This is a genomic window from Paenibacillus physcomitrellae, from assembly GCF_002240225.1.
In the GTDB taxonomy this organism is placed as follows: domain Bacteria; phylum Bacillota; class Bacilli; order Paenibacillales; family Paenibacillaceae; genus Fontibacillus; species Fontibacillus physcomitrellae.
Genome location: NZ_CP022584.1, coordinates 1,613,338 through 1,633,540, shown reverse-complemented (window position 1 = coordinate 1,633,540; position 20,203 = coordinate 1,613,338). Strand labels below are relative to the sequence as shown.

Genomic DNA, 20,203 nt, shown 5'->3' with positions numbered 1-20,203 from the left:
GAGTATTGAAAACTGGATTGCCATAGCAATCACCTTACTAATATCGCTATTGCTCGCCCGTCCGGCGGGCCTGTATATAGCGAAGGCTTTTAATTATGAACCAACCGGTCTGGACCGCGGCTTTGGCTGGCTGGAGAAGCCTATCTATTCTGTCAGCGGCATACGCAAGGACAATCAGGGCTGGAAGCAATATGCACTGTCCTTGCTGCTCAGCAACTGCGTGATGATCCTGATCGTCTACTTGATCTTCCGGTTTCAGGGCAGCCTGCCGCTGAACCCGAGCCATGTAGCCTCCATGGAGCCTACGCTCGCTTTTAATACGGCGATCAGCTTTATGACGAATACCAACCTCCAGCATTACAGCGGGGAGACGGGGCTTTCCTATCTGTCGCAAATGGTGGCCATCATCTTCTTGATGTTTGCCGCTCCGGCTTCCGCACTGGCTGCGGCGATCGCATTTATCCGGGGCATTTCCGGCAAGCCGCTCGGCAACTTTTTTGTGGACTTCATCCGGGGCATTACCCGCATTCTTTTGCCGGTATCCCTGGTGATGGCGGTTGTCTTTGTGGCTTTGGGCGTTCCGCAAACGCTGGAACCGACCGCGGTAGCTACAACGCTGGAAGGGGCCAAACAGGAAATTGCCCGCGGGCCTGTCGCTTCATTCCTGTCGATAAAGGAGTTCGGAAACAACGGCGGGGGATTTTTTGGAGTCAACTCCGCACATCCATTTGAGAACCCGAACGGCATCAGCAATTTGCTGCAAATTTTGCTCATGCTGCTGCTGGGAACGGCGCTTCCGTTTACTTACGGAAAAATGGTGGGCAATGCCAAGCAAGGGCGCGTGTTGTTTGTCTCCATGGCGATGATGTTTATCGTGCTGCTCGGCGTGGCCCTGGCCAGCGAAAGCGCAGGCAACCCGGTCCTGAATGCGATGGGCATTCAGCATGACCAGGGTTCCATGGAAGGGAAGGAAGCCCGCTTCGGAATGGCGCAATCGACGCTTTACGCTGTCGTGACGACCGCATCAGAGACAGGCGCCGTAAATACGATGCACGACTCTTTGACGCCTATAGGCGGATTGGTCGCTTTTGCGAATATGATGCTGAACACTGTGTTCGGAGGCGTCGGAGCCGGATTTATAAACGTTTTGATGTACGCGATGATTGCGGTTTTCCTGTCCGGGCTGATGGTCGGACGAACACCGGAATTCCTGGGCAGAAAAATCGAAGGCAAAGAGATGAAGCTCATCGCCGTCAACTTGATCATAAGCCCGCTGCTGGTTCTGGTGCCGACCGCGATCGCTTTGTTTGCGCATGCCGATACGCTGTCCAACCCGGGTTTCCATGGACTCAGCCAAGCTTTGTATGAGTACACCTCTTCGGCCGCCAACAACGGTTCCGGGTTCGAAGGCCTGGGAGACGCAACGCCGTATTGGAACATATCGACCGGACTGGTGATTTTCTTCGGACGGTATTTTTCCATCATCGCCATGCTGGCCGTCGCCGGATCGCTGGTCGTCAAGAAAACCGTGCCTGAATCTTCGGGAACCTTCCGCACCGATAACGCGCTTTTTGGAACCGTCTTTGTCGGCGCTGCTGTTATTGTTGGCGCATTGACCTTTTTCCCGGCGCTTGCGCTTGGACCGATTGCTGAATTTTTGACCTTGAAACCTTAGCGCATATTGGAGGAGTCGAGAAATGAGTACGAAAAAAAGTGCATTGTCCGGCGAAATCGTCCGGCAGGCAGTAAAACAATCCGTCATCAAGCTGGATCCCCGGATCATGGTCCGGAATCCCGTCATGTTTGTGGTTGAAATCGGGTTTATGATCACTTTGTTTCTGGTTTTTGTGCCGGATGCTTTTTACGGATCGGTTTCATCCGGATTTAATCTGGCCGTAGCTTTGATCCTGCTGTTTACGGTGCTGTTCGCCAACTTTGCGGAAGCTTTGGCCGAAGGCCGGGGGAAAGCGCAGGCCGATTCATTAAAGAAAACCAAAAAAGAAATTATGGCGAACAAAGTGAACGGCAGCGGCATCAAGCTGGTACCCTCCACGGAGCTGCGCAAGGGGGACGTCGTTGTTGTTTCCCAAGGGGAAATGATTCCGGGAGACGGCGAGGTGATCGAGGGATTGGCTTCGGTCGACGAATCGGCCATCACCGGGGAATCAGCGCCGGTCATTAAAGAAGCGGGCGGCGACTTCAGCTCCGTAACCGGCGGCACGAAGGTGATCAGCGACAGAATCAAAGTCCGAATCTCCAGCGACCCTGGCGAATCCTTCCTGGACCGGATGATCTCCCTCGTCGAAGGGGCGAAACGGCAAAAAACGCCGAATGAAATTGCGCTGAATACCGTGCTGGTCAGCATGACGCTGATTTTTCTGATCGTCGTAGTAACCCTGCCGTTTATGTCCGATTATCTGGGCATTCAGTTGGAAATTCCGGTGCTGATCGCTTTGCTGGTCTGCCTGATTCCGACCACCATCGGCGGGCTGCTGTCCGCTATCGGCATTGCCGGCATGGACCGGGTCACCCAGTTTAATGTGCTGGCGATGTCCGGTAAAGCCGTAGAAGCCTCGGGGGATATTAACACGATTATTTTGGATAAAACAGGGACGATCACCTACGGGAACCGGATGGCCAGCGAGTTTGTCCCGGCGGGGCAGCGCAGCGTGGCCGAGGTTGCGGAAATAGCGGCGCTCAGCTCCGTGAAAGACGAAACCCCGGAAGGACGATCCGTCTTGGAACTGCTGAACAAGCTGAACCTCTCTTATCAGCCGCAATTGGCCGATGGGGCGGCCTTTATAGAATTTAAAGCGGAAACCCGCATGAGCGGCGTGGATTTGACGGATGGACGCAAGGTCCGCAAAGGCGCCGTGGATGCCGTCAAAAAGTGGGCGGCCGAGCAGGGGGGACAGATTCCGCGCGATTTGCAGGAGAAATCCGATGCGATCGCTTCGGCAGGCGGCACGCCGTTAGCCGTTGCCGTCGATCAACATATACTGGGCCTCATTTATCTGAAAGATACGGTCAAACCGGGAATGCGCGAACGGTTTGACCAGATGAGAAAAATGGGCATCAAAACGATCATGTGTACGGGCGACAACCCGCTGACGGCGGCGACGATCGCGGCGGAAGCCGGAGTCGACGCCTTTATCGCCGAAAGCAAACCGGAGGACAAAATCGCCGTGATCCGCAAAGAGCAGGCGGAAGGGAAGCTGGTTGCCATGACCGGCGACGGAACCAACGATGCGCCGGCGCTGGCTCAGGCGGACGTCGGAATTGCGATGAACAGCGGCACCGTCGCTGCGAAGGAAGCGGCCAACATGGTCGATCTGGATTCCGATCCTTCCAAGATCATCGAAGTGGTTTCCATCGGCAAGCAGCTGCTGATGACGCGCGGGGCCTTGACGACCTTCAGCATCGCTAATGACATTGCCAAATATTTTGCTATTATTCCGGCTATGTTTATGATGGCGATTCCGGAGATGGAATCCCTGAATATTATGCGGCTCCATTCGCCGCTGTCGGCGATCTTGTCCGCTTTGATTTTTAACGCGGTCATTATTCCGCTGCTGATTCCGCTGGCTATGAGAGGAGTCGCTTATAAACCGATGAGCTCTTCCCGGCTTCTGGGCCGCAATCTGCTGGTTTACGGGCTGGGCGGCGTCATCGTGCCGTTTATCGGCATCAAATTGATTGATCTGCTAGTTCAATTCATGGTTTAGGGAAGGAGGAGCTAAAAATGATGAAGACCCTAACGGTAACCTTAAGAACAAGTTTGGCCCTGATCCTCCTTGTGGTGGTTTACCAGCTTGTCGTAACGGGAATTGCCCAGGCTTTTATGCCTGGTAAAGCAGACGGTAGTCTGGTATATGATGCGAATCATCAATTGATCGGCTCCGAGCTGATCGGGCAATCGTTTACTTCGCCTGCCTTGTTCCATGGAAGAATCTCCAGCATTGATTACAATGCGGCTTCTTCCGGGACGCCCAATTACGCGCCGTCCAATCCGGAGATGATCCAACGTACCGAGGAAGCCGTGCGGGTTTGGGAGAAGGAAAATCCGCAGATTCCCGTCTCCGAGCTGCCGATCGACCTGATCACGAACTCCGGTTCCGGGTTGGATCCGGACATCAGTGTAGCCGCAGCCGAAGTTCAGATTCCGCGCGTCAGCGCCAACACGGGCATACCGGCGGATCAGCTGCAGGAGCTGGTCAACCAGCATACGAAGGGCAGAGACCTTGGGCTGTTCAGCGAACCTGTCGTTAATGTGCTGCTTCTGAACCTCGATGTGCAGCAAGCGGCAGCGGGGAAATAAGGGCCTTCCATGCCCGGCATTCAAAATGAGTTCAGATCATGAACAAGCTGCGGATCAAAGGGGAAATGGTCGCTTGGACAATTATCGTAGGAAAAGCCCTGAGGAAATTTTGCTGTCAATCTCCAAGCTGCATCGCGGCCGGTTGAAAATTTTTATCGGGGCCGTGAGCGGCACCGGAAAAACTTATCATATGCTCCGGGAGGGCGCTGCCTTAAAGGATCAGGGAATCGACGTGGTGATCTGCGCGGTATCCACCCTGCAGCGTCCGGAAACGATGGAGCAGCTGCGGGGGCTGGAGCGGGTGCCCAGCATTCCGTGGATATCGGATGGGATCAAGAAAAAGGACCTGAACATGGAGGCGCTGCTGGAGCGCAATCCGGAAGTGGTACTGGTGGATGGACTTGCCCACCGCAACCGGCCGGGAGCGGAGCGTCCGACCCGATGGGACGATATCCAGGAGCTGCTTGCCCGCGGCATCAGCGTCATGACTACCGTCAACGTCTACGAACTTGAAGGAGTCCGGGAGCTTGCCCAAAAATATGTGAATATCAAGGTAGAGGAAACTATCCCGGCCAATCTGCTGGAGCTGGCTGACGAAGTCCGCCTGATCGATGTCACCCCGGAGACGCTGCTTCAGCGATTTTCGGAAGGAAACCTGAAGAACAGCTCGGCTGCTCCCTGGTTTGAGCGGGGCAACCTGGGCGTGCTGCGTGAGCTTGCCCTGCGGCTCGTGGCCGAAGGCGTCAACGATTCCCTGGAGAAACATCGGGAGGAAATGGGGATGCTGGGGCCGTCCGGAGCTGCCGAGCGCATTTTGGTTTCAACCCAATACCATTGGAACGGGTCTATTTATATCCGGCGCGGGCAGCAGGTGGCCAAACGGTTAAACGGGGACCTTCACGTAGTCACTTTTGTCCGCAAGGACCGGCGGCCGAGCAAAGAGCAGCTGGCCTTTAAACAGTCGATGACCAAACTGATCGACAAGGTGGGCGCCCAATTTGCGGAGCTGACGCTGCATGCCAGACGGAGGCTGCCGGATCAGCTCATCCGGTACGCCCTCGATCACAGCGTGACCCGCATTCTCATCGGCCATTCGAAACAAACGTTTTGGCAGGAGCTGCTGCAGGGCTCCGTCGTCTATCAGATTCTTAGAAAATCGCGGAATATGGACATTTTTATTGTGGCTGACCGGGCCGCGCATCAAGGAGAGCGGATCATGCCGGCCAAAATGGCCGCTTCCGTTTCCCGGCAAGGATCCTTGTACCACCGGCTAAGCAGCCGGGAGGTCGATGAACGGATCGGCCGGATGACCCGCGGCGGGTTTAAGGTTTATATCGGCGCTGCGCCGGGGGTGGGCAAAACGTACACGATGCTGCGCGAAGGAAACCACCTGCTGAAAAAGGGAACCGACGTCGTCATCGGATACCTGGAAACCCATGGCCGGGCGGAAACCGCCGGGCAGGTTTCGGACCTGCCCGTGATTGAACGAATGACTCTTTCTTATGGAGGCGCTAATCTCACCGAGATGGATACGGCGGCGATCCTCAAGCGGAATCCGGAGCTGGTGCTGGTCGATGAGCTGGCTCACACCAATGTCCCGGGCAGCAAGCATAAAAAGCGTTACGAAGATATTCTGGACATTTTGAACGCAGGCATATCCGTCATATCCACGGTTAACGTTCAGCATCTGGAAAGCCTTAACGATTCGGTCGAGCAAATTACAGGCGTCCGGGTACGGGAAACCGTGCCGGATTCGATTTTACGCATGGCCGACGAGGTGGAGTTGATCGATGTGGCTCCCCAGGCTCTGCAAACCCGCATGAAAGCCGGGAAAATATATGCCTCCGAGAAAATCCAGCAGGCTTTGGACCATTTCTTCAAGATCGGGAACCTGATCGCGCTGAGAGAGCTGGCCCTTCGCGAAATCGCGGATGATGTGGATGAACGGCTGGAGGCCTGGGAACGAAAAAGCTCGCTGCGCGGCCCATGGAACAAAAGGGAATTTATTTTTGTCTGCGTAAAGCTGACTCCAAGCGCCGAGAAGCTCATCCGCAGAGGATTCCGGATTGCCTACCGGCTGAAGGCGGGCTGGAAGGTCGCTTATCTCCAGTCCGGCAGGAGCATCGGGGAGGAGGAGCGGAAAAAAATCGAATCGCTGCAAAGCCTGACCGAACGTCTGGGCGGAACCTTCGAAATCGCGTCCTCTGGCTCTCCCTTTCAGGAAGCCGAGGTTTTACTGGCTAAAGCGGACGAATGCCGGGCGACGCAGCTGATCATCGGCCCAAACGGACGGAATTGGCGGAGCCGGATCCGGGAAGGGATCACTACCCGAAAGCTGCTCAGGATTGCCAGACATTTGGACATTTTGGTCGTAGACGATTATAATCCGAATATCAAACGGGAGTCGTGAAAAGGGGGATCACAATGGGAACAGAACTGCAGTATAAACAGCCGAAAAGCCTGTTAAATAAAGGAACAGGCTTTCTGGCCGGCTACACCCATTCGCTCAACCCGTATACCGGCTGCTCGTTCGCCTGCTCTTATTGTTATGTAAGGCAGATGCCGGTTTCCCTGTTCCGGCCTCTGGAATGGGGAAGCTGGGTGGATGTCAAGCAGGGAGCCGCCGAGCTGCTGGCGAAAGAGCTGGCCAGAGCCAAAAAGAAAGGCAAAGTGACGATTTTTATGTCCTCCAGCACCGATCCCTACCAGCCCGCCGAATACAAGGAGCGGGTTACGCGGGCGCTGCTGGAGGTCATGGCCGCCGAGCCGCCGGATTTTCTGCTTGTCCAAACCCGGAGTCCGCTGGTGACCCGGGACACTGATCTGCTGCAGCGGCTGGGAAGCCGGGTCAGGGTCAGCCTGACGGTCGAAACGGATCTGGAGCAGGTACGGCGCCTTTTTACGCCTTCTGCGCCGCCGGTCGCAGCACGTCTTAAAGCGCTTCGGAAGCTCAAGGAAGCGGGGATCGCCACCCAGGCGACCGTTGCTCCGGTGCTGCCGAGCAGTCCGGCATTCGCCGGCCTGCTTGCCGGCGTAACGGACCGGGTATGCGTGGACGACTATTTTATGGGCGACGGCAGCGGCGGCAAACGGACCGGCCGGCTGGGGCTCTCTGATCTGTATGAGCAAATCGGTAGACGGGATTGGTATCACCCTTCCGCTTATTTGGAAGTTCTCCACCGGATGAAGGAAGTTTTTGGTGCAGAGCAGGTATTTGTCAGTCAGAAGGGTTTTGAGCCTTAAACGGGATAAGGGAGAGGGCTATAACGGATTGGAGAGTCCGCTATCCTGCCCTCTGATTTGGAGGACAACAAACAAAGAAGGCTGCCGGAGAGGCGGCCTTCTTTGTTGTGCATGCCGTTGAAACAGAAGTCCCCAGTTTCTTGGTCTTCCGGTTCTTGTCCTTTACTTGTCTTATTTCCTTAAACCCAGAAAGCTTTGGAAATAATAACGAGCAGGATAAACAGAACAAGAATAGCTGCAGTCGAAGTTCCCCAACCGATTGCTCCTTCACTCATCATGGAGTCCCTCCTATCAGACAAAATGTATATCAGGTTACAAGATAGAATATGAAACATGACTTCAGAAGGGAAGGGCGATTCGGCAGGAAAGATCAAGCGAAGCATAAACCCGGTTTCTATTGTGGAAACACAAGTTTGGGTTGAACCAGTAGAGTCCAAGAAAGGAAGCTTCATTCCATTACCTCTACCCGATCTTGGCCCCATACGCTTTGGAAAACAATACCGCCTGCTCCCGGTCCATTTTCGTACCGGCAAGCGTCAAAGTTTTGAAATCGACGCCCTCCATGTCTGCGCCTCTCAAATCTGTCCCCTGCAGGTTGGCTTTTGCCAATAAAGCCATACTTAAGTCGCAATCCCGCAGATCGGCTTTGTCCAAATCCGCCCCGGACAAATCGGCTTCATGAAATTTGATTCCGCGTAAGTTCTGCTTCGCCAGGCGGGCCAGCCGAAGGTTGGTATAAGACCAGTCTCCGCCGTCTATCGTGATTCCGTCCAGGCTGGCGCCCGAGAAGTCGGACCCCGTCATTTTGCAGGCCTCGAATTTGGATACAAACAGATTGGCGCCGTTAAACCGGCAATTCTCAAAGGCCGATTCTTTATGGATGGAGCCATTCAAAGAAGCTCCGCGGAAGTCACACTCCACGAACCGGCAGTGGCTGGATATGATTTCTTCCAGGCTGCCGTTCTGAAACGTGCAGCGGATGAAGGTGCAGGCGGTCAGCTCGCCGTATCGCAAATCCTGGCTGCTGAAATTGATCTCCGAATATTGTTGATGGCTGTACTGAAACATGAGAGTCCCCCTTTTTCTCAATTCCACTATAGCACAGGCCTGTCAAGAACCTGCGTTCAATTGACTTTAAACCTTGCGCCGCGTTATATTTGAGAAAGCTAATAGTACCCAAATAGATATTTAGTCTAAAGAATGGGCTTTAAAGAGGGACCTTGCGGGTTCTTGTTTTTGGGCGCATTTTTTTAGTTTCTATAGCAGAGGTTTCATGAGTTCCGCAGAGTAATCGTGTGAGCTTCGAAGCAGGCTCCTCCGTGTACGAGGTTATTTAAAGATAAGGGGAGAAGGAGACAATGGCAGGTTCACCAAATGTTTTTCCAATCGGTAAGTTATCTCTATTGCTGGCTGTTCTGCAGGAGCATGAATGGCGGGAGGAAGTCGAGAAGCAGCTGACCGAGCAGGGGTATAAATATACGATCGGACGTGTCGGGGCCATGGATATGACGAAGGTTGTAGCGGCCATGGAGACTGCGGCCAAGAACAATCATATCATCGACAGCAATTCCTATCGCGAGGTTCACGCTGTTTATCATGCGATTATTGAAGCCATTCAGGCGCTGGGGCGCGGCGTTACGCAATTCGGCGAGATTTTACGGACGGTGGGCTTGACCTTCGCTATTGTGCGCGGGAAGATGGAAGGCGCCGTCAAACATGAGGGTGAATGGATTGCGGTCAGCGTCTACGGCACGATCGGGGCGCCGAAGAAAGGGTTCGAACACGAGGCCGTTGGTTTTGGGTTTAACCATATTTAGCGGAAGGACCGCAGATCGCGATTGTTTCAGCTTGTGATGTGACACCTGGAGCGGTCTTCCGGTATATCATAAGGGGAGAGAACGCTCTGACATCTGACAGTCGGGCATCTTGTTTTAATTTAGGGGCAGCGGAAGCAGCGGCCGTTTAGCGAATAGAATTTTAGAAGCCGATACCAGACTTTTTTTGGTATGGGCTTTTTTTGTTGTGGATCTGCAGGAGAAGAACAGGGGGAGACAACATGAATCAAACGATGGAGAAAATGACGGTCTTAACCGGCGGTTCCCTTACGATCGATAAGGTTGTGGAAGTGGCCAGGTTCGGCGAAAAGGTTGCCATTGACCAGGAGAGTCTGGCCCGGGTACGGAAGTCGCGCGCTTATGTCGAGCAGCTTCTGAACGATCAGAAGGTAGTGTACGGACTGACAACAGGCTTTGGCAAATTCAGCGACACCTATATCTCGGCCGAGGATGCGCAGCAGCTGCAGCTGAATTTGATCCGCAGCCACGCCTGCGGCATTGGAGAGCCTTTTTCGGTTGAAGTGGCAAGAGCGATTATGCTGCTGCGTGTCAATGCGCTGCTGATTGGCGTGTCGGGTATCCGGCCGGAAGTGATTGAGCTGATGGCAGCGATGCTGAACAGGGGAGTTACACCGGTGATTCCGGAAAAAGGTTCGCTCGGCGCAAGCGGCGATCTGGCCCCGCTGTCGCATTTGGCACTGGTGTTATTCGGAGAAGGGGAAGCCTATTTTCGGGGCGAACGGCTGCCTGGTGCCGAGGCGCTGCGGCGGGCCGGACTTGCGCCGGTTGCCCTGCAGGCCAAAGAGGGGCTGGCGCTGATCAACGGTACCCAGGTGATGACCGCCGTAGGCGTGCTGGCCTGCTGCGATGCGATCAACCTGGCGCACTGGGCCGACTGCACGGCCGCTTTGACGGCCGAAGCGCTGCTCGGCGTGCGGGACGCGTTTGATCCCCTGACGCACAGCATCCGCCCGCATCCGGGGCAAAGCCGGTCTGCCGAGAATATCCGTCACTTGACGGCAGGAACCCGGCACATGACGGGCCAAGGCGAGCTTCGCGTGCAGGATGCTTATTCCTTGCGCTGTGCCCCGCAGGTGCACGGAGCGAGCCGCGACGGTCTTGCTTACATTAAGGAGAAGCTGGAGATCGAAATCAATTCGGCGACCGATAATCCGCTGATCTTTGTGGAGGAGGACCGCGTCATCTCCGGCGGCAACTTCCATGGTCAGCCGATTGCGCTGCCGATGGACCACTTGTCGATCTGCGCTTCCGAGCTGGCCAACATCTCTGAACGCCGGATTGAGCGGCTGGTGAATCCGCATCTGAACGAAGGGCTGCCAGCTTTCCTGACCTTGAACGGCGGACTGCAATCCGGCTTTATGATTGCTCAATATGCAGCGGCCGCTGTTGTTTCGGAGAATAAAGCCTTGTCCCATCCGGCCAGTGTTGACTCCATCCCGTCTTCGGGCAACCAGGAGGACCATGTCAGCATGGGCACAATCGCCGCCCGCAAAGCGCTGCAAATTGTAAATAACGCTTATTCCGTTCTGGCGATCGAGCTGCTGTGCGGCGCGCAGGCTGCCGATTTCCGCGATCCGCAGAAGCTGGGACAGGGAACCCGCTGGCTGTATGAACAGTGCCGTATCCGCGTCCCGTTTGTAAGTGAGGACCGGGTTCTGTCCGGTGATTTCAAGACCATTGCGGACTGGATGAAACAAACCGACGTACAGACTGCCTTGGCGGGAACGGCCTCGATCAGTTAGCTTAAAGCACCCAGCAGAGAACAATCAAACAGGCACGGCGGAATCGATCCTGCCGTGCCTGTTTATAGCTGCTGCTTCAGTAGCTTATTGTCCAAGTTTGGACAAAGCTTCAAAGTCGGCATCGCTGAGCTGGATGCTTGCTGCGGCAATGTTCTCTTCCAGGTGAGCCACCTTGGAAGTGCCCGGAATCGGCAGCATCACCGGCGAACGTTTGAGCAGCCAGGCAAGGGCGAGCTGAGAAGGCTTCGCCTGCAGGCGCGAGGCCATTTCATCAAGCGGGCCTCCGGATTTAGCGAGAGCTCCGGTCGCCAGCGGGAACCATGGAATGAAAGCAATGTTGTTGGCTTCAGCATACTCCAGGACAGGCTCCGAATCGCGTTTAGCAAGATTGTACAGATTCTGTACGGAGACGATCGGCGCAATCTCATTGGCCACCTTCAACTGGTCCACCGTAACTTCGCTGAGTCCGATGTGGCGGATTTTGCCTTCCTTCTGAAGCAGGGCCAATTCGCCGATTTGTTCCTCCAGCGGAACTTTTGGGTCGATCCGGTGGAGCTGGAGTAGGTCGATTCGCTCCAGGCCAAGATGGCGAAGGTTGAGTTCTACCTGCTGACGCAGATATTCCGGACGTCCTACAGGCCGCCAGTCGTCTGGTCCGCTGCGGGTCAGGCCGACCTTGGTGGCAATTACCAAATCTTGTTTATACGGGTGAAGAGCTTTCTTGATTAAATGATCCGCTACAAAAGGCCCATAGGAATCAGCAGTATCGATAAGTGTAACGTCAAGCTCAGCGGCTCTTTGCAGGACGCGAACTGCTTCCTCCGGATCAGCCGGATCCCCCCAGACCCCAGGTCCGGTCAATTGCATAACGCCATAGCCGAGACGGTTAACCGTCAGATCTCCGCCGATTTTGAATGTACCGGATGCTGCTGCGGTTCCTTGATTTTCCATGTTAATGCCTCCTTAATAGATAGGTTTTTATAGTAAACTGCACGTTCAGTATAGGATCAGGAGTGTCCAATTTGCAAGCTGGATTAGTTCAGAACAGACAATAAAGCTAAACCATGCCCCGCAGGGTCAAGCTTGACAGAGAATAGGGGATTCACTATTGTTACTTTGACAGCAATGGATTTTGTTTGTTTAGAAAGGCGGAAGAAGATGTCGATTCAAATCGCTATTTTACCCGCTGGTATTGGTACAAAGCATTGCTTGCGGTGCGGCGATCCCAAGGGAAATGATGCCGGACTTTTTCAAAGACTACAATGTGTTATTCGGGGGCGGGAATACGTCCAAGTACCTCATGGGGCTGGCCCTTATTGCTGTAATAGCCATCGTGGTGAACGCCGTTCTTTATGGAGTCAAATCGCTCCGCGCTAAGGAAGCCGATCAGGCTGCAGTTCCTTCTATGATGATGTAACCGGATCTTTAAAGCAGATGTCTTTATGGATTCAAGGGAAAGGGCCGTGCGTATTGCACGGCCCTTTGCCGTTCCTGGAAAGCGAAATATCCTATAAAAAGGAGATTCATGCTGGTTTTTAAGTTGGTATTCAGCCTCAACAGGCACCTCAACAGACGGCTCTACGGGCTAATCTATAGGATGCCTTTCGGCCAAACTTTATCGTCCCCCGTGAAAATGTTACAATAATCATATTTGCAACCCTAGGATGAACGTGAATGAGTTAAAAGGCACCAGATAACAATTGGAGAGGAAATAAGGTGGTTATGAAATGAATCGGGAAAGACCAAAGCTGGGCATAGTAGTGCCTTGTTATAATGAGGAGCCCGTCATCGAAGAAACGGTCCGGCAGCTTAGCGACGTCTTGACTTCGCTGATGCGGGAGGAATTGATTGCGCAGGACAGCTTTCTGCTGTTTGTGAATGACGGAAGCGCAGACCGGACCTGGGACCTGATTGAACGGCTGCACGACCGTTATCCGTGGGTTTCCGGGCTTAAGCTGGCGGCGAATGTCGGGCACCAGAATGCGCTGCTGGCCGGGTTGATGCAAGCCAAAGACCGCTGCGACTGCACAATCTCCATTGATGCGGATCTGCAGGACGACGTGAGAGTGATCCGGGATTTTGTGCTGAAATACCGGGAAGGTTATGAAATCGTGTACGGCGTCCGCCGCAAACGGGATACGGATACCTGGTTCAAAAGAAATTCGGCGCTCGGCTTCTATAAGCTGATGAAGAGCATGGGACTGAAGGTCGTCTATAACCATGCCGATTATCGGCTGCTCAGCCGAACGGCGCTGGAGCACCTGTCCAGGTTCCGGGAGGTCAATTTGTTCCTGCGCGGCTTAGTGCCTTTGATTGGCCTGAAATCAACGGAGGTTTATTATGACCGGCTGGAGCGCTTTGCGGGAGAATCGAAATATCCGCTTAAGAAAATGATTAACTTTGCGCTTGAGGGCATTACCTCGCTCAGCGTAGAACCGATCCGTTTTGTAACGGGATCGGGTTTCCTTTGTTTTGGCATCAGTCTGATCGTGGGCATTTATGCTCTTGTCTCCAAGCTGATGGGCAATACGGTGTCCGGCTGGACGTCCTTAATGCTGTCCGTCTGGTTTATCGGCGGCATGGTGCTTATTTCGCTGGGGCTGATCGGAGAATATGTGGGCAAGATTTATAAAGAGGTTAAGAGCCGCCCGCTGTATTTGATCGAACGTGATTTACCGGCACAAAACGCTCTGGAAGCAGGGACAGGGGCTTCCGCTCCCCATCCAGCTATAGACCAGGTGGTCCGCTATGAGCGCTAAGCTCGGAGAGCTGTTTCAAAATGGACTGATCCGTTTTATAATCGTTGGTGTTGTGAATACCGTGATCGGACTGACGGTGACGTTCCTGTGTTTAAATGCATTTGGCCTGAATTATTGGACTTCTACGATTATCGGCAACGCGGTAGGGGCCGTGAACAGCTATTTTATGAACAAAAGCTTTACGTTTAAATCGAAAGCCAGCATCGGGTCTACCGCCTGGAAGTTTATGCTGGTTACGGCGGTTTGCTACTTTGCAGCTTACTGGATCGCCGGCCAAGCGGCGGACATCGGGCTGGATTGGATTCTGCCGGAGGCCAGCGGCCGGTTTAAAGACAATGTGGCTGCCCTGGTTGGCAGCGGACTTTACACCATCTTGAATTACTTCGGTCAGAAGAAATTGACTTTTACGGACAAAGGCAAGGTTACGGATAAAGACTCGGCTGCCGGTAAGAGCCTGTCTGCGGACAACCGCGATAATCGCGCGGTATCAGGCGAACCGGAAGCACGGGTAATGGAAAGAGAGGAATCCGGTTTATTATGAGAAAATGGCTTACCGCCGAAACCTTCGCGGTTTTGGCGGGCTTTTGCATTTTATTGTACATACTGATTGGCAAACCTTTTGTAGGCGTGGCTGACAATGGAGATTTCATGCGGATTATGAGCTCGATTGGGCTCAATTATTATGATGCGGCCGAGAGCTATGAAGACCGCTTCTTCGGCTTCGCCCATCAGTATTTTGCTTATGATGCTTTCTTCCGGGGATTCTACCCTTCCTCGCAGCTGCTGGTTGTGGCCGTTGCCCGCTTGATCGGCGCGGTTTTCCATCCTGCCGCTTTTGATATCCGGGTGTTGGGTCTGCTCTACGGCCTGCTGCTGCTGGCGGCAACCTGGGTGATCGTGCGCAGCGGCAAATTTGGTTCCAGGCTGCTGGCGGTGATCCTGGCGCTCTGCCTGCTGGTAGTATTTTACGACATCGGGTATCTCGCTTATTTCAATTCCTTGTTCGGGGAGCCTATATCCCTGGTGTCCATGCTGCTTTCGATCGGGCTCGGTTTATGGCTGGCGCAGCAGAAACAGCCTTCCAGGAAACTGCTATGGCTCTTCTTCATCGCCGCATTTGTACTCACAACCTCCAAGCTGCAAAATGCGCCGGTCGGCATCGCGTATGCGCTTATTGGTCTGCGGTTTATGAAGCTGCGGGACGATTTCAGCTGGCGCAGATTGACCTTGTGGCTGTCCGCCTCGCTGTGCGTGATCTCGATCGTGCTGTACGTGACGGCCCCGAAGGAGCTTAAGCATATCAATCTGTATCAGACGGTGTTCTTCGGTGTGCTAAACGGTTCGCCGGATGTGAAAGGCGATTTGAAGGAGCTCGGACTGCCCGAGCGGCTTGAGGTGCTGGCCGGGACCAACTATTTTCAGGCTGGAACGGCGATCAAACAGGATGACCCTTCGCTGAAAGACGATTTCTACAGCCGGGTTTCCCATGGGGATGTGCTGTTGTTTTATCTGAAGCATCCGGCCCGTTTTGTCAGCAAAATGGAATTTGCGGCAGAGAACGGGATGAGCATCCGGCCTTATTATTTAGGGAACTATCTCAAAAGTGAAAATAAACCGCCCAGAGCTCTGGACTTTACTTACAGTACCTGGAGTGAATTCAAGAACAAACATGTGCCGCACACCTTGTGGTTTATTGTTCTGGTGTATGTGCTTTATTATGGGGTGGCCTTATTCGAATATTTCCGCTATTACGATACGGCCAGCCGGATCCGAAATGAGCTGCTGATGCTGGTCGGCCTGGTCGGCTTGTTCAGCTTCCTGGTGCCGATTCTTGGCGATGGGCAAGCGGATATGGCCAAACATCAGTTTATGTTTAATGTCTGCTTCGATATGATGCTGGTAACGGCGGTCGCCTGGATCGTTTATCAGCTGGTGAATCTGCGGGTTTGGGGCAGAAGGAAAGCAGGAGCAGGCCTATATTTCAGAGATACAAGACTATAATTGAAATAAGACAGGAAGCCGTCCCGGTTGGGCGGCTTCTTGTTGTTTTATCGTGTTCAAGGATATAGAGGACGCAAGTTCAAATTTGAATCAGCGGCTCATGCTCCGGCTGGAATGGAAACAGGTTTTGCGCGGTTTCGATAAACAGCTTTACGGCGATCGAGCTTTCTTCCGGAGGAGCGGCTGCGAGATGGATATCCCGGTAGGCCTCAGGCGACAAGCGGCGTACCTTCAGGCTCGGAGGGAGGTCCAGCAGCGACAGTTCGGACATGACGGCCAGGCCTTCGCCTACAAGCACCATCTGCAGGGCCGTTCTGTAGTTGTACAGGACGTATTTGATCCGGGGGATTTCCCCGGCCCGCTCAAACCAGGCCATCACCGGCGGCTCGTAGCCGGCTTTGCAAATCATCATCGATTCCTGCCGCAAATCTTCCGGACGAATGATCGTTTTGGCGGTCAGAGGGTGATCCTCTCTCATCACGGCAAAAATGCCCTCCCGGTAGAGCGGAATCGTCTGCCGTTCCGATTCCGATTGCTCGGGAGCGATGACCAGCCCGACGTCGATCTCGCGGTTGTCGAGCAGGCTGTGAATATCAGCTATCGTGCCTTCCGTAATCGAAAATTCCAGCTTCGGATACTGCCTTTTGATCCGGCTGATGATTTTGGGAATAAAATAAGAAGCTGCAACCGGGAAGGTACCGATTCGTACGCTGCCGGTTTCGAGCCCTTTTTCGCTGGCAATTTCCTGATCGACTTTGTCATACCCCTGCAAAATTTCCCGGTAAATGCGGACAATGCGTTCCCCTACTGCGGTGAGCATGACGCCGCTGCGGCGGTCGCGGATCAGCAGTGTGACGCCGAGTTCTTTTTCCAGAGAGGTCACCGCCCGGCTGACTGCCGGCTGGGTCATGTTGAGCTTCTCACCGGCGGCAGTGAAACTTTTGGTTTCCGAAATGGTGACGATCAGCTGCAAAAGTGATCTGTTCATAACAAATTTGGTATCTCCCTCATAATTTATATTCATTTTATTTATGTTGTGGCTTATTGTATCATTTTTTGTGAGCAGAGATAAAGACAAAATTCATTGAGGGATAGGGGATTTTATATGAAAACCAAAGCATGGCTGTTTTTAATATTGGCAAATTTATTCTGGGCGGGAAATATGGTGTTCGGCAAATCGGTTACCGCAGATTTTCCTCCGGTATGGGCGTCTTTTTTACGCTGGGTAATCGCCGCTTCGGTGCTTCTTCCAATGGCGCAACTGATAGAGAAACCGTCGTGGATACAGGTCTGGAGGAAAAACTGGAGCCTTCTGCTGTTTATGTCGCTGACCGGCATTGTGATTTATACGCTGCTTACTTATACAGCCCTGCAGCATACTTCGTCCACCAACGGCAGCCTGATTAACAGCTTGACTCCGGCCCTGGTGAGCACGCTTTCTTTCCTCTTCCTGAAAGAGAAAATCGGCTTACGGCAGGGAGCGGGTTTAGCTCTGTCCCTGATCGGCGTTTTGATAGTTTTGACCAAAGGGCAGCTGCTGGCGGTGTTTGGTACCCGCTACAATGCAGGGGACGCCATCCTGCTGGCGGCGGTGTTTTTATGGGCCGTTTATTCCATTGTCAGCAAACGGGCGCAGCATCTCCCGCCGATTACCTTTGTCGCCTTTACAGCGTTTCTTGGCGTATTTCTAATGATTCCTTTGCTGTTTATGCAGCCGCTTCATCCGGAACGGGTTACACCCTTTGGCATTACGGGAATTCTTTATCTCGGATTGTTTCCGTCTATCGGCTCTTTCCTGTTCTGGAATCGCGGCATAAAGGAGCTCGGGGCTGGCAAAGCGAGCATTACGATGAATTTGATGCCGATCTTCACGGCAGGCTTATCCGTATTGTTCGGCCAGCCTCTGCTGATCTCACAGGGTATCGGGGGTGCGATTGTGATCGCGGGGATGCTGCTTTCGGCTAACCTGATGTCCCGGAAACAGGCCGCCTCCAAAGCTGAGGACGAACGCCAACACCGGGGTGACATAGCTCTAAAACTGGCGCTGCAAAATGAAAAAAAGCATAGTTGAACTAAAGCAAAAGTAACAGCGAAATTGAAGCTACAACAAGAGAAAACAGAAAAAGCCCCTGCGCGAAAGGGAAGGAAATCCTTGGGCTTTCGCAGCATGGGCTTTTGTTTTTGCCGGGTGATCTGGCCCGGGGGGAAAGCGGAGTTACATCAGCGCGTGCAGTACGAAGTTGGCTACAAATAAAGCGGTGATGACGTACATGACAGCTTTGACTTCCTTCCCGCGTCCGGCGGCAAGTTTGGCAACCGGGTAGGCGATGAAGCCGAAGGCCATGCCATCGATGATACTGTAAGTGAACGGAATCATGACCATGACTAGGAAAGCCGGAAAGGCCTCCGTAAAGTCTTTGAAATCCATCTGCTGAATATTCTGGACCATCAGGCTCCCGATAATGATCAGAACCGGTGCGATGGCGCTGTCGGGAATGTAGGTCAGCAGCGGAATGAAAAAGAATGTAGCGCCGAACAAAATAGCGGTCACAAAAGGTGACAGGCCTGTCCGGCCGCCCGCAGCGATACCGGCTGTGCTTTCGGCAGCGGCTACGGTAGAGCTGCTGCCGAAGAGACCTGCCAGGATGTTCGATACCGACAAGGCCCGCAGGCTGCCGGTAAAGGTCTCGGGGCGTTCGATCATGCGCGTCTGCGCGCCGATCAGGCCGATATTTTCAAAGACAATAATGAGCAGCAGCAAGAACACGGCAATCCAGAAGGCCAAAGTGCCGATGGCCCCGAAGGACAGATGGGCAAACAGGTCGCCGTACTGCTGAAGCGGTTTGCCTTCCATTTTATTCGCGGAGGGATGAGTTGCTCCCAGCACGTAAGCCAGCGCCGTGCCGACCAGGATACTGATCAGCAGATCGCCTTTGACCTTGCGCACGAACAGAACGAGCGCCAGCAGCAGCGTAATGCAGGCCGTGATGACGTTGGGGTCGCTGAAGTGGCCGATGGTCACAAACGTCGTTTGATGCGCGATGACGATCCCGCTCTTCTGCAGGCCAATAAAGGTCAGGAATAGACCGATGCCGACGCTGATGCCATGCTGCAGGTTATGAGGGATAGCGTCGCTGATCTTTTTATATAAAGAAGAGAAAGCCAGTCCCGCAAATAAAAGGCCTGCCGTAGTGGTCACGGCCAGCGCTTCCTGCCAGCTCAGCTTCATGGAATGGACCAGCGTATAAGTGAAGAAAGCGTTGATGCCCATGCCGGGCACGACGATAATCGGGGACTTGCCCCAGAAGGCCATCAGCAGACATCCGGCCATAGAGGTGAGCAGTGTCCCGACCATGGCGGCTTGCAGCGGCATGCCGGCGTCGTGCAGGATAGCCGCGTTGACCATCACTATATATACCACAGAGAAATAAGAGATCAGCCCTGCTCCGATTTCCTTTCTAATGCTGTGCTGCCCGGGAATAAACCCGAGACTTCCAGACAGCCAATTTCGTTTCATGTCTTTCGTAAACCTCCATTCTTTCTAAGCAGAGAAATAACAGCACATGTAAGCATACAATTGAAGGGCGGCAAGTACAAGGAATTCTTCTCCAGTATGCCCTTTTTTTCTAAAATCCTTGAAAGGGGAGGTAAAGTTTTAAACAATGGTTAAAATGTTAGGTTTATTCACACGAAAAGGGCGTGAACGCCTGGTATTTGCCTTAAAACTCTTGACTTCAATAGAAAACCTCCTATAATTAAACACATACGAAGCGGTTTTTAGAAAAAGATTCATTATTACGGGAGGATTCCTGACATAATGAATTGAAGATGATTCGGCGGCTGACGTCTCAAGCAGGACCTTCCTCTCCTTAGGTGAACCGCAGGAATTGGAAGTTGAGGTTGTCGGGGAATACGCCTGTATCATCAGACAAAGACAGCAGAGTAAGGTCCGTAAGCTGCCGGATGTGAACCGCCCTCTTTCCTCCGGCACTGGACCATCATCCTTGTTGATCATCTTCGTTAATCTTCTTCATCAATCATCTTTGTTAAATCTGTTCAGAAGAACGCAATGCTCTAATGGATATTTCCTCCCATACCCTCTGGAGTGCCGGTTTGCAGCCTGACGCAAGTGCTTGAAGCATACGCGTACGGTGCTGGAACCGGCCATTTTTTTGCCTTTTGCACCGTAAAGATTAAAATTGTGTTATTCAAACGCGATATTTTAAAAGATTTTACTGAAATATATCCGTATAATGCTAATATAAATCTAATTTGTTGTCCGTA

At 53.2% G+C, this 20,203-nt stretch carries 17 protein-coding genes; 12 read left to right on the top strand and 5 right to left on the bottom strand.

Going from position 1 to position 20,203, the window contains the following annotated elements:
- Positions 1-4 precede the first annotated feature (4 nt).
- The 5 genes from kdpA (at position 5) to CBE73_RS07445 (ending at position 7,561) form a co-directional block, all read left to right on the top strand.
- On the top strand, positions 5-1,675 hold the full coding sequence (gene kdpA, locus CBE73_RS07465) for a potassium-transporting ATPase subunit KdpA (RefSeq protein WP_094096187.1): 1,671 nt from the start codon (positions 5-7) through the stop codon (positions 1,673-1,675).
- A 22-nt stretch (positions 1,676-1,697) separates the two neighbouring features.
- The gene (kdpB, locus tag CBE73_RS07460) at positions 1,698-3,725 is read left to right on the top strand and encodes a potassium-transporting ATPase subunit KdpB (RefSeq protein ID WP_094093705.1); all 2,028 of its coding nucleotides are present in this window, start codon (positions 1,698-1,700) and stop codon (positions 3,723-3,725) included.
- 17 nt (positions 3,726-3,742) lie between these two features.
- A complete protein-coding gene (kdpC, locus tag CBE73_RS07455; RefSeq protein WP_229752469.1) occupies positions 3,743-4,318 on the top strand; it encodes a potassium-transporting ATPase subunit KdpC in 576 nt (191 codons plus the stop codon).
- Positions 4,319-4,391: 73 nt separating this feature from the next.
- The gene (locus CBE73_RS07450; RefSeq protein WP_094093704.1) at positions 4,392-6,728 is read left to right on the top strand and encodes a histidine kinase; all 2,337 of its coding nucleotides are present in this window, start codon (positions 4,392-4,394) and stop codon (positions 6,726-6,728) included.
- A 14-nt stretch (positions 6,729-6,742) separates the two neighbouring features.
- Complete coding sequence (locus CBE73_RS07445; protein ID WP_094093703.1) at positions 6,743-7,561, top strand: SPL family radical SAM protein; 819 nt, start codon at positions 6,743-6,745, stop codon at positions 7,559-7,561.
- Between the two features lie 179 nt (positions 7,562-7,740).
- Here CBE73_RS07445 and CBE73_RS07440 read toward each other — a convergent pair whose 3' ends face one another.
- Together CBE73_RS07440 and CBE73_RS07435 are read right to left on the bottom strand one after the other, a co-directional pair.
- Positions 7,741-7,839, bottom strand: coding sequence for a YjcZ family sporulation protein (locus CBE73_RS07440; protein WP_157739440.1), 99 nt, complete (start codon positions 7,837-7,839; stop codon positions 7,741-7,743).
- A 184-nt stretch (positions 7,840-8,023) separates the two neighbouring features.
- Positions 8,024-8,629, bottom strand: a complete 606-nt coding sequence (locus tag CBE73_RS07435; protein ID WP_094093701.1) for a pentapeptide repeat-containing protein — start codon at positions 8,627-8,629, stop codon at positions 8,024-8,026.
- Between the two features lie 290 nt (positions 8,630-8,919).
- Here CBE73_RS07435 and hutP point away from each other — a divergent pair, with 290 nt between their 5' ends.
- Positions 8,920-9,378, top strand: a complete 459-nt coding sequence (hutP, locus tag CBE73_RS07430) for a histidine utilization transcription antiterminator HutP (protein WP_094093700.1) — start codon at positions 8,920-8,922, stop codon at positions 9,376-9,378.
- A 260-nt stretch (positions 9,379-9,638) separates the two neighbouring features.
- Positions 9,639-11,159 (top strand): histidine ammonia-lyase, encoded by a 1,521-nt coding sequence (hutH, locus tag CBE73_RS07425; protein WP_174704802.1) that lies wholly within the window; start codon positions 9,639-9,641, stop codon positions 11,157-11,159.
- A gap of 84 nt (positions 11,160-11,243) precedes the next feature.
- Here the strand turns inward: hutH and CBE73_RS07420 are convergent, their stop codons facing one another.
- On the bottom strand, positions 11,244-12,110 hold the full coding sequence (locus tag CBE73_RS07420) for an aldo/keto reductase (protein ID WP_094093698.1): 867 nt from the start codon (positions 12,108-12,110) through the stop codon (positions 11,244-11,246).
- 241 nt (positions 12,111-12,351) lie between these two features.
- On the opposite strand from CBE73_RS07420, the gene CBE73_RS07415 reads away from it, so the two are divergent.
- From CBE73_RS07415 to wsfD, 4 genes are all read left to right on the top strand, one after another.
- Positions 12,352-12,576 (top strand): hypothetical protein, encoded by a 225-nt coding sequence (locus tag CBE73_RS07415; RefSeq protein ID WP_094093697.1) that lies wholly within the window; start codon positions 12,352-12,354, stop codon positions 12,574-12,576.
- 310 nt (positions 12,577-12,886) lie between these two features.
- Complete coding sequence (locus tag CBE73_RS07410; RefSeq protein WP_094093696.1) at positions 12,887-13,918, top strand: glycosyltransferase family 2 protein; 1,032 nt, start codon at positions 12,887-12,889, stop codon at positions 13,916-13,918.
- Positions 13,908-14,459 carry a GtrA family protein gene (locus tag CBE73_RS07405; protein WP_094093695.1) on the top strand — a complete coding sequence of 184 codons (552 nt, stop codon included), beginning with the start codon at positions 13,908-13,910 and terminating at the stop codon, positions 14,457-14,459. The genes CBE73_RS07410 and CBE73_RS07405 overlap by 11 nt, the downstream gene beginning before the upstream one ends.
- On the top strand, positions 14,456-15,919 hold the full coding sequence (gene wsfD / locus CBE73_RS07400; RefSeq protein WP_094093694.1) for a glycan biosynthesis hexose transferase WsfD: 1,464 nt from the start codon (positions 14,456-14,458) through the stop codon (positions 15,917-15,919). Before CBE73_RS07405 ends, wsfD begins: the two co-directional genes overlap by 4 nt.
- A gap of 79 nt (positions 15,920-15,998) precedes the next feature.
- Here wsfD and CBE73_RS07395 read toward each other — a convergent pair whose 3' ends face one another.
- Entirely contained in the window at positions 15,999-16,907 is a 909-nt protein-coding gene (locus CBE73_RS07395; RefSeq protein ID WP_094093693.1) for a LysR family transcriptional regulator, read from the bottom strand.
- A 117-nt stretch (positions 16,908-17,024) separates the two neighbouring features.
- On the opposite strand from CBE73_RS07395, the gene CBE73_RS07390 reads away from it, so the two are divergent.
- Positions 17,025-17,990 carry a DMT family transporter gene (locus tag CBE73_RS07390; protein WP_094093692.1) on the top strand — a complete coding sequence of 322 codons (966 nt, stop codon included), beginning with the start codon at positions 17,025-17,027 and terminating at the stop codon, positions 17,988-17,990.
- A gap of 144 nt (positions 17,991-18,134) precedes the next feature.
- Here the strand turns inward: CBE73_RS07390 and CBE73_RS07385 are convergent, their stop codons facing one another.
- The gene (locus tag CBE73_RS07385; protein ID WP_094093691.1) at positions 18,135-19,436 is read right to left on the bottom strand and encodes an NCS2 family permease; all 1,302 of its coding nucleotides are present in this window, start codon (positions 19,434-19,436) and stop codon (positions 18,135-18,137) included.
- Positions 19,437-20,203 lie beyond the last annotated feature (767 nt).

What these genes read in the sequence shown, in the direction of transcription:
- kdpC (WP_229752469.1), top strand. Translation starts at nt 3,743, where the DNA reads ATGATGAAGACCCTAACGGTAACCTTAAGAACAAGTTTGGCCCTGATC.
- kdpB (WP_094093705.1), top strand. Translation starts at nt 1,698, where the DNA reads ATGAGTACGAAAAAAAGTGCATTGTCCGGCGAAATCGTCCGGCAGGCA.
- CBE73_RS07395 (WP_094093693.1), bottom strand. Translation starts at nt 16,907, where the DNA reads ATGAACAGATCACTTTTGCAGCTGATCGTCACCATTTCGGAAACCAAA.
- CBE73_RS07390 (WP_094093692.1), top strand. Translation starts at nt 17,025, where the DNA reads ATGAAAACCAAAGCATGGCTGTTTTTAATATTGGCAAATTTATTCTGG.
- CBE73_RS07405 (WP_094093695.1), top strand. Translation starts at nt 13,908, where the DNA reads ATGAGCGCTAAGCTCGGAGAGCTGTTTCAAAATGGACTGATCCGTTTT.
- CBE73_RS07440 (WP_157739440.1), bottom strand. Translation starts at nt 7,839, where the DNA reads ATGATGAGTGAAGGAGCAATCGGTTGGGGAACTTCGACTGCAGCTATT.
- CBE73_RS07420 (WP_094093698.1), bottom strand. Translation starts at nt 12,110, where the DNA reads ATGGAAAATCAAGGAACCGCAGCAGCATCCGGTACATTCAAAATCGGC.
- wsfD (WP_094093694.1), top strand. Translation starts at nt 14,456, where the DNA reads ATGAGAAAATGGCTTACCGCCGAAACCTTCGCGGTTTTGGCGGGCTTT.
- CBE73_RS07385 (WP_094093691.1), bottom strand. Translation starts at nt 19,436, where the DNA reads ATGAAACGAAATTGGCTGTCTGGAAGTCTCGGGTTTATTCCCGGGCAG.
- CBE73_RS07410 (WP_094093696.1), top strand. Translation starts at nt 12,887, where the DNA reads ATGAATCGGGAAAGACCAAAGCTGGGCATAGTAGTGCCTTGTTATAAT.
- CBE73_RS07445 (WP_094093703.1), top strand. Translation starts at nt 6,743, where the DNA reads ATGGGAACAGAACTGCAGTATAAACAGCCGAAAAGCCTGTTAAATAAA.
- CBE73_RS07435 (WP_094093701.1), bottom strand. Translation starts at nt 8,629, where the DNA reads ATGTTTCAGTACAGCCATCAACAATATTCGGAGATCAATTTCAGCAGC.
- hutP (WP_094093700.1), top strand. Translation starts at nt 8,920, where the DNA reads ATGGCAGGTTCACCAAATGTTTTTCCAATCGGTAAGTTATCTCTATTG.
- hutH (WP_174704802.1), top strand. Translation starts at nt 9,639, where the DNA reads ATGACGGTCTTAACCGGCGGTTCCCTTACGATCGATAAGGTTGTGGAA.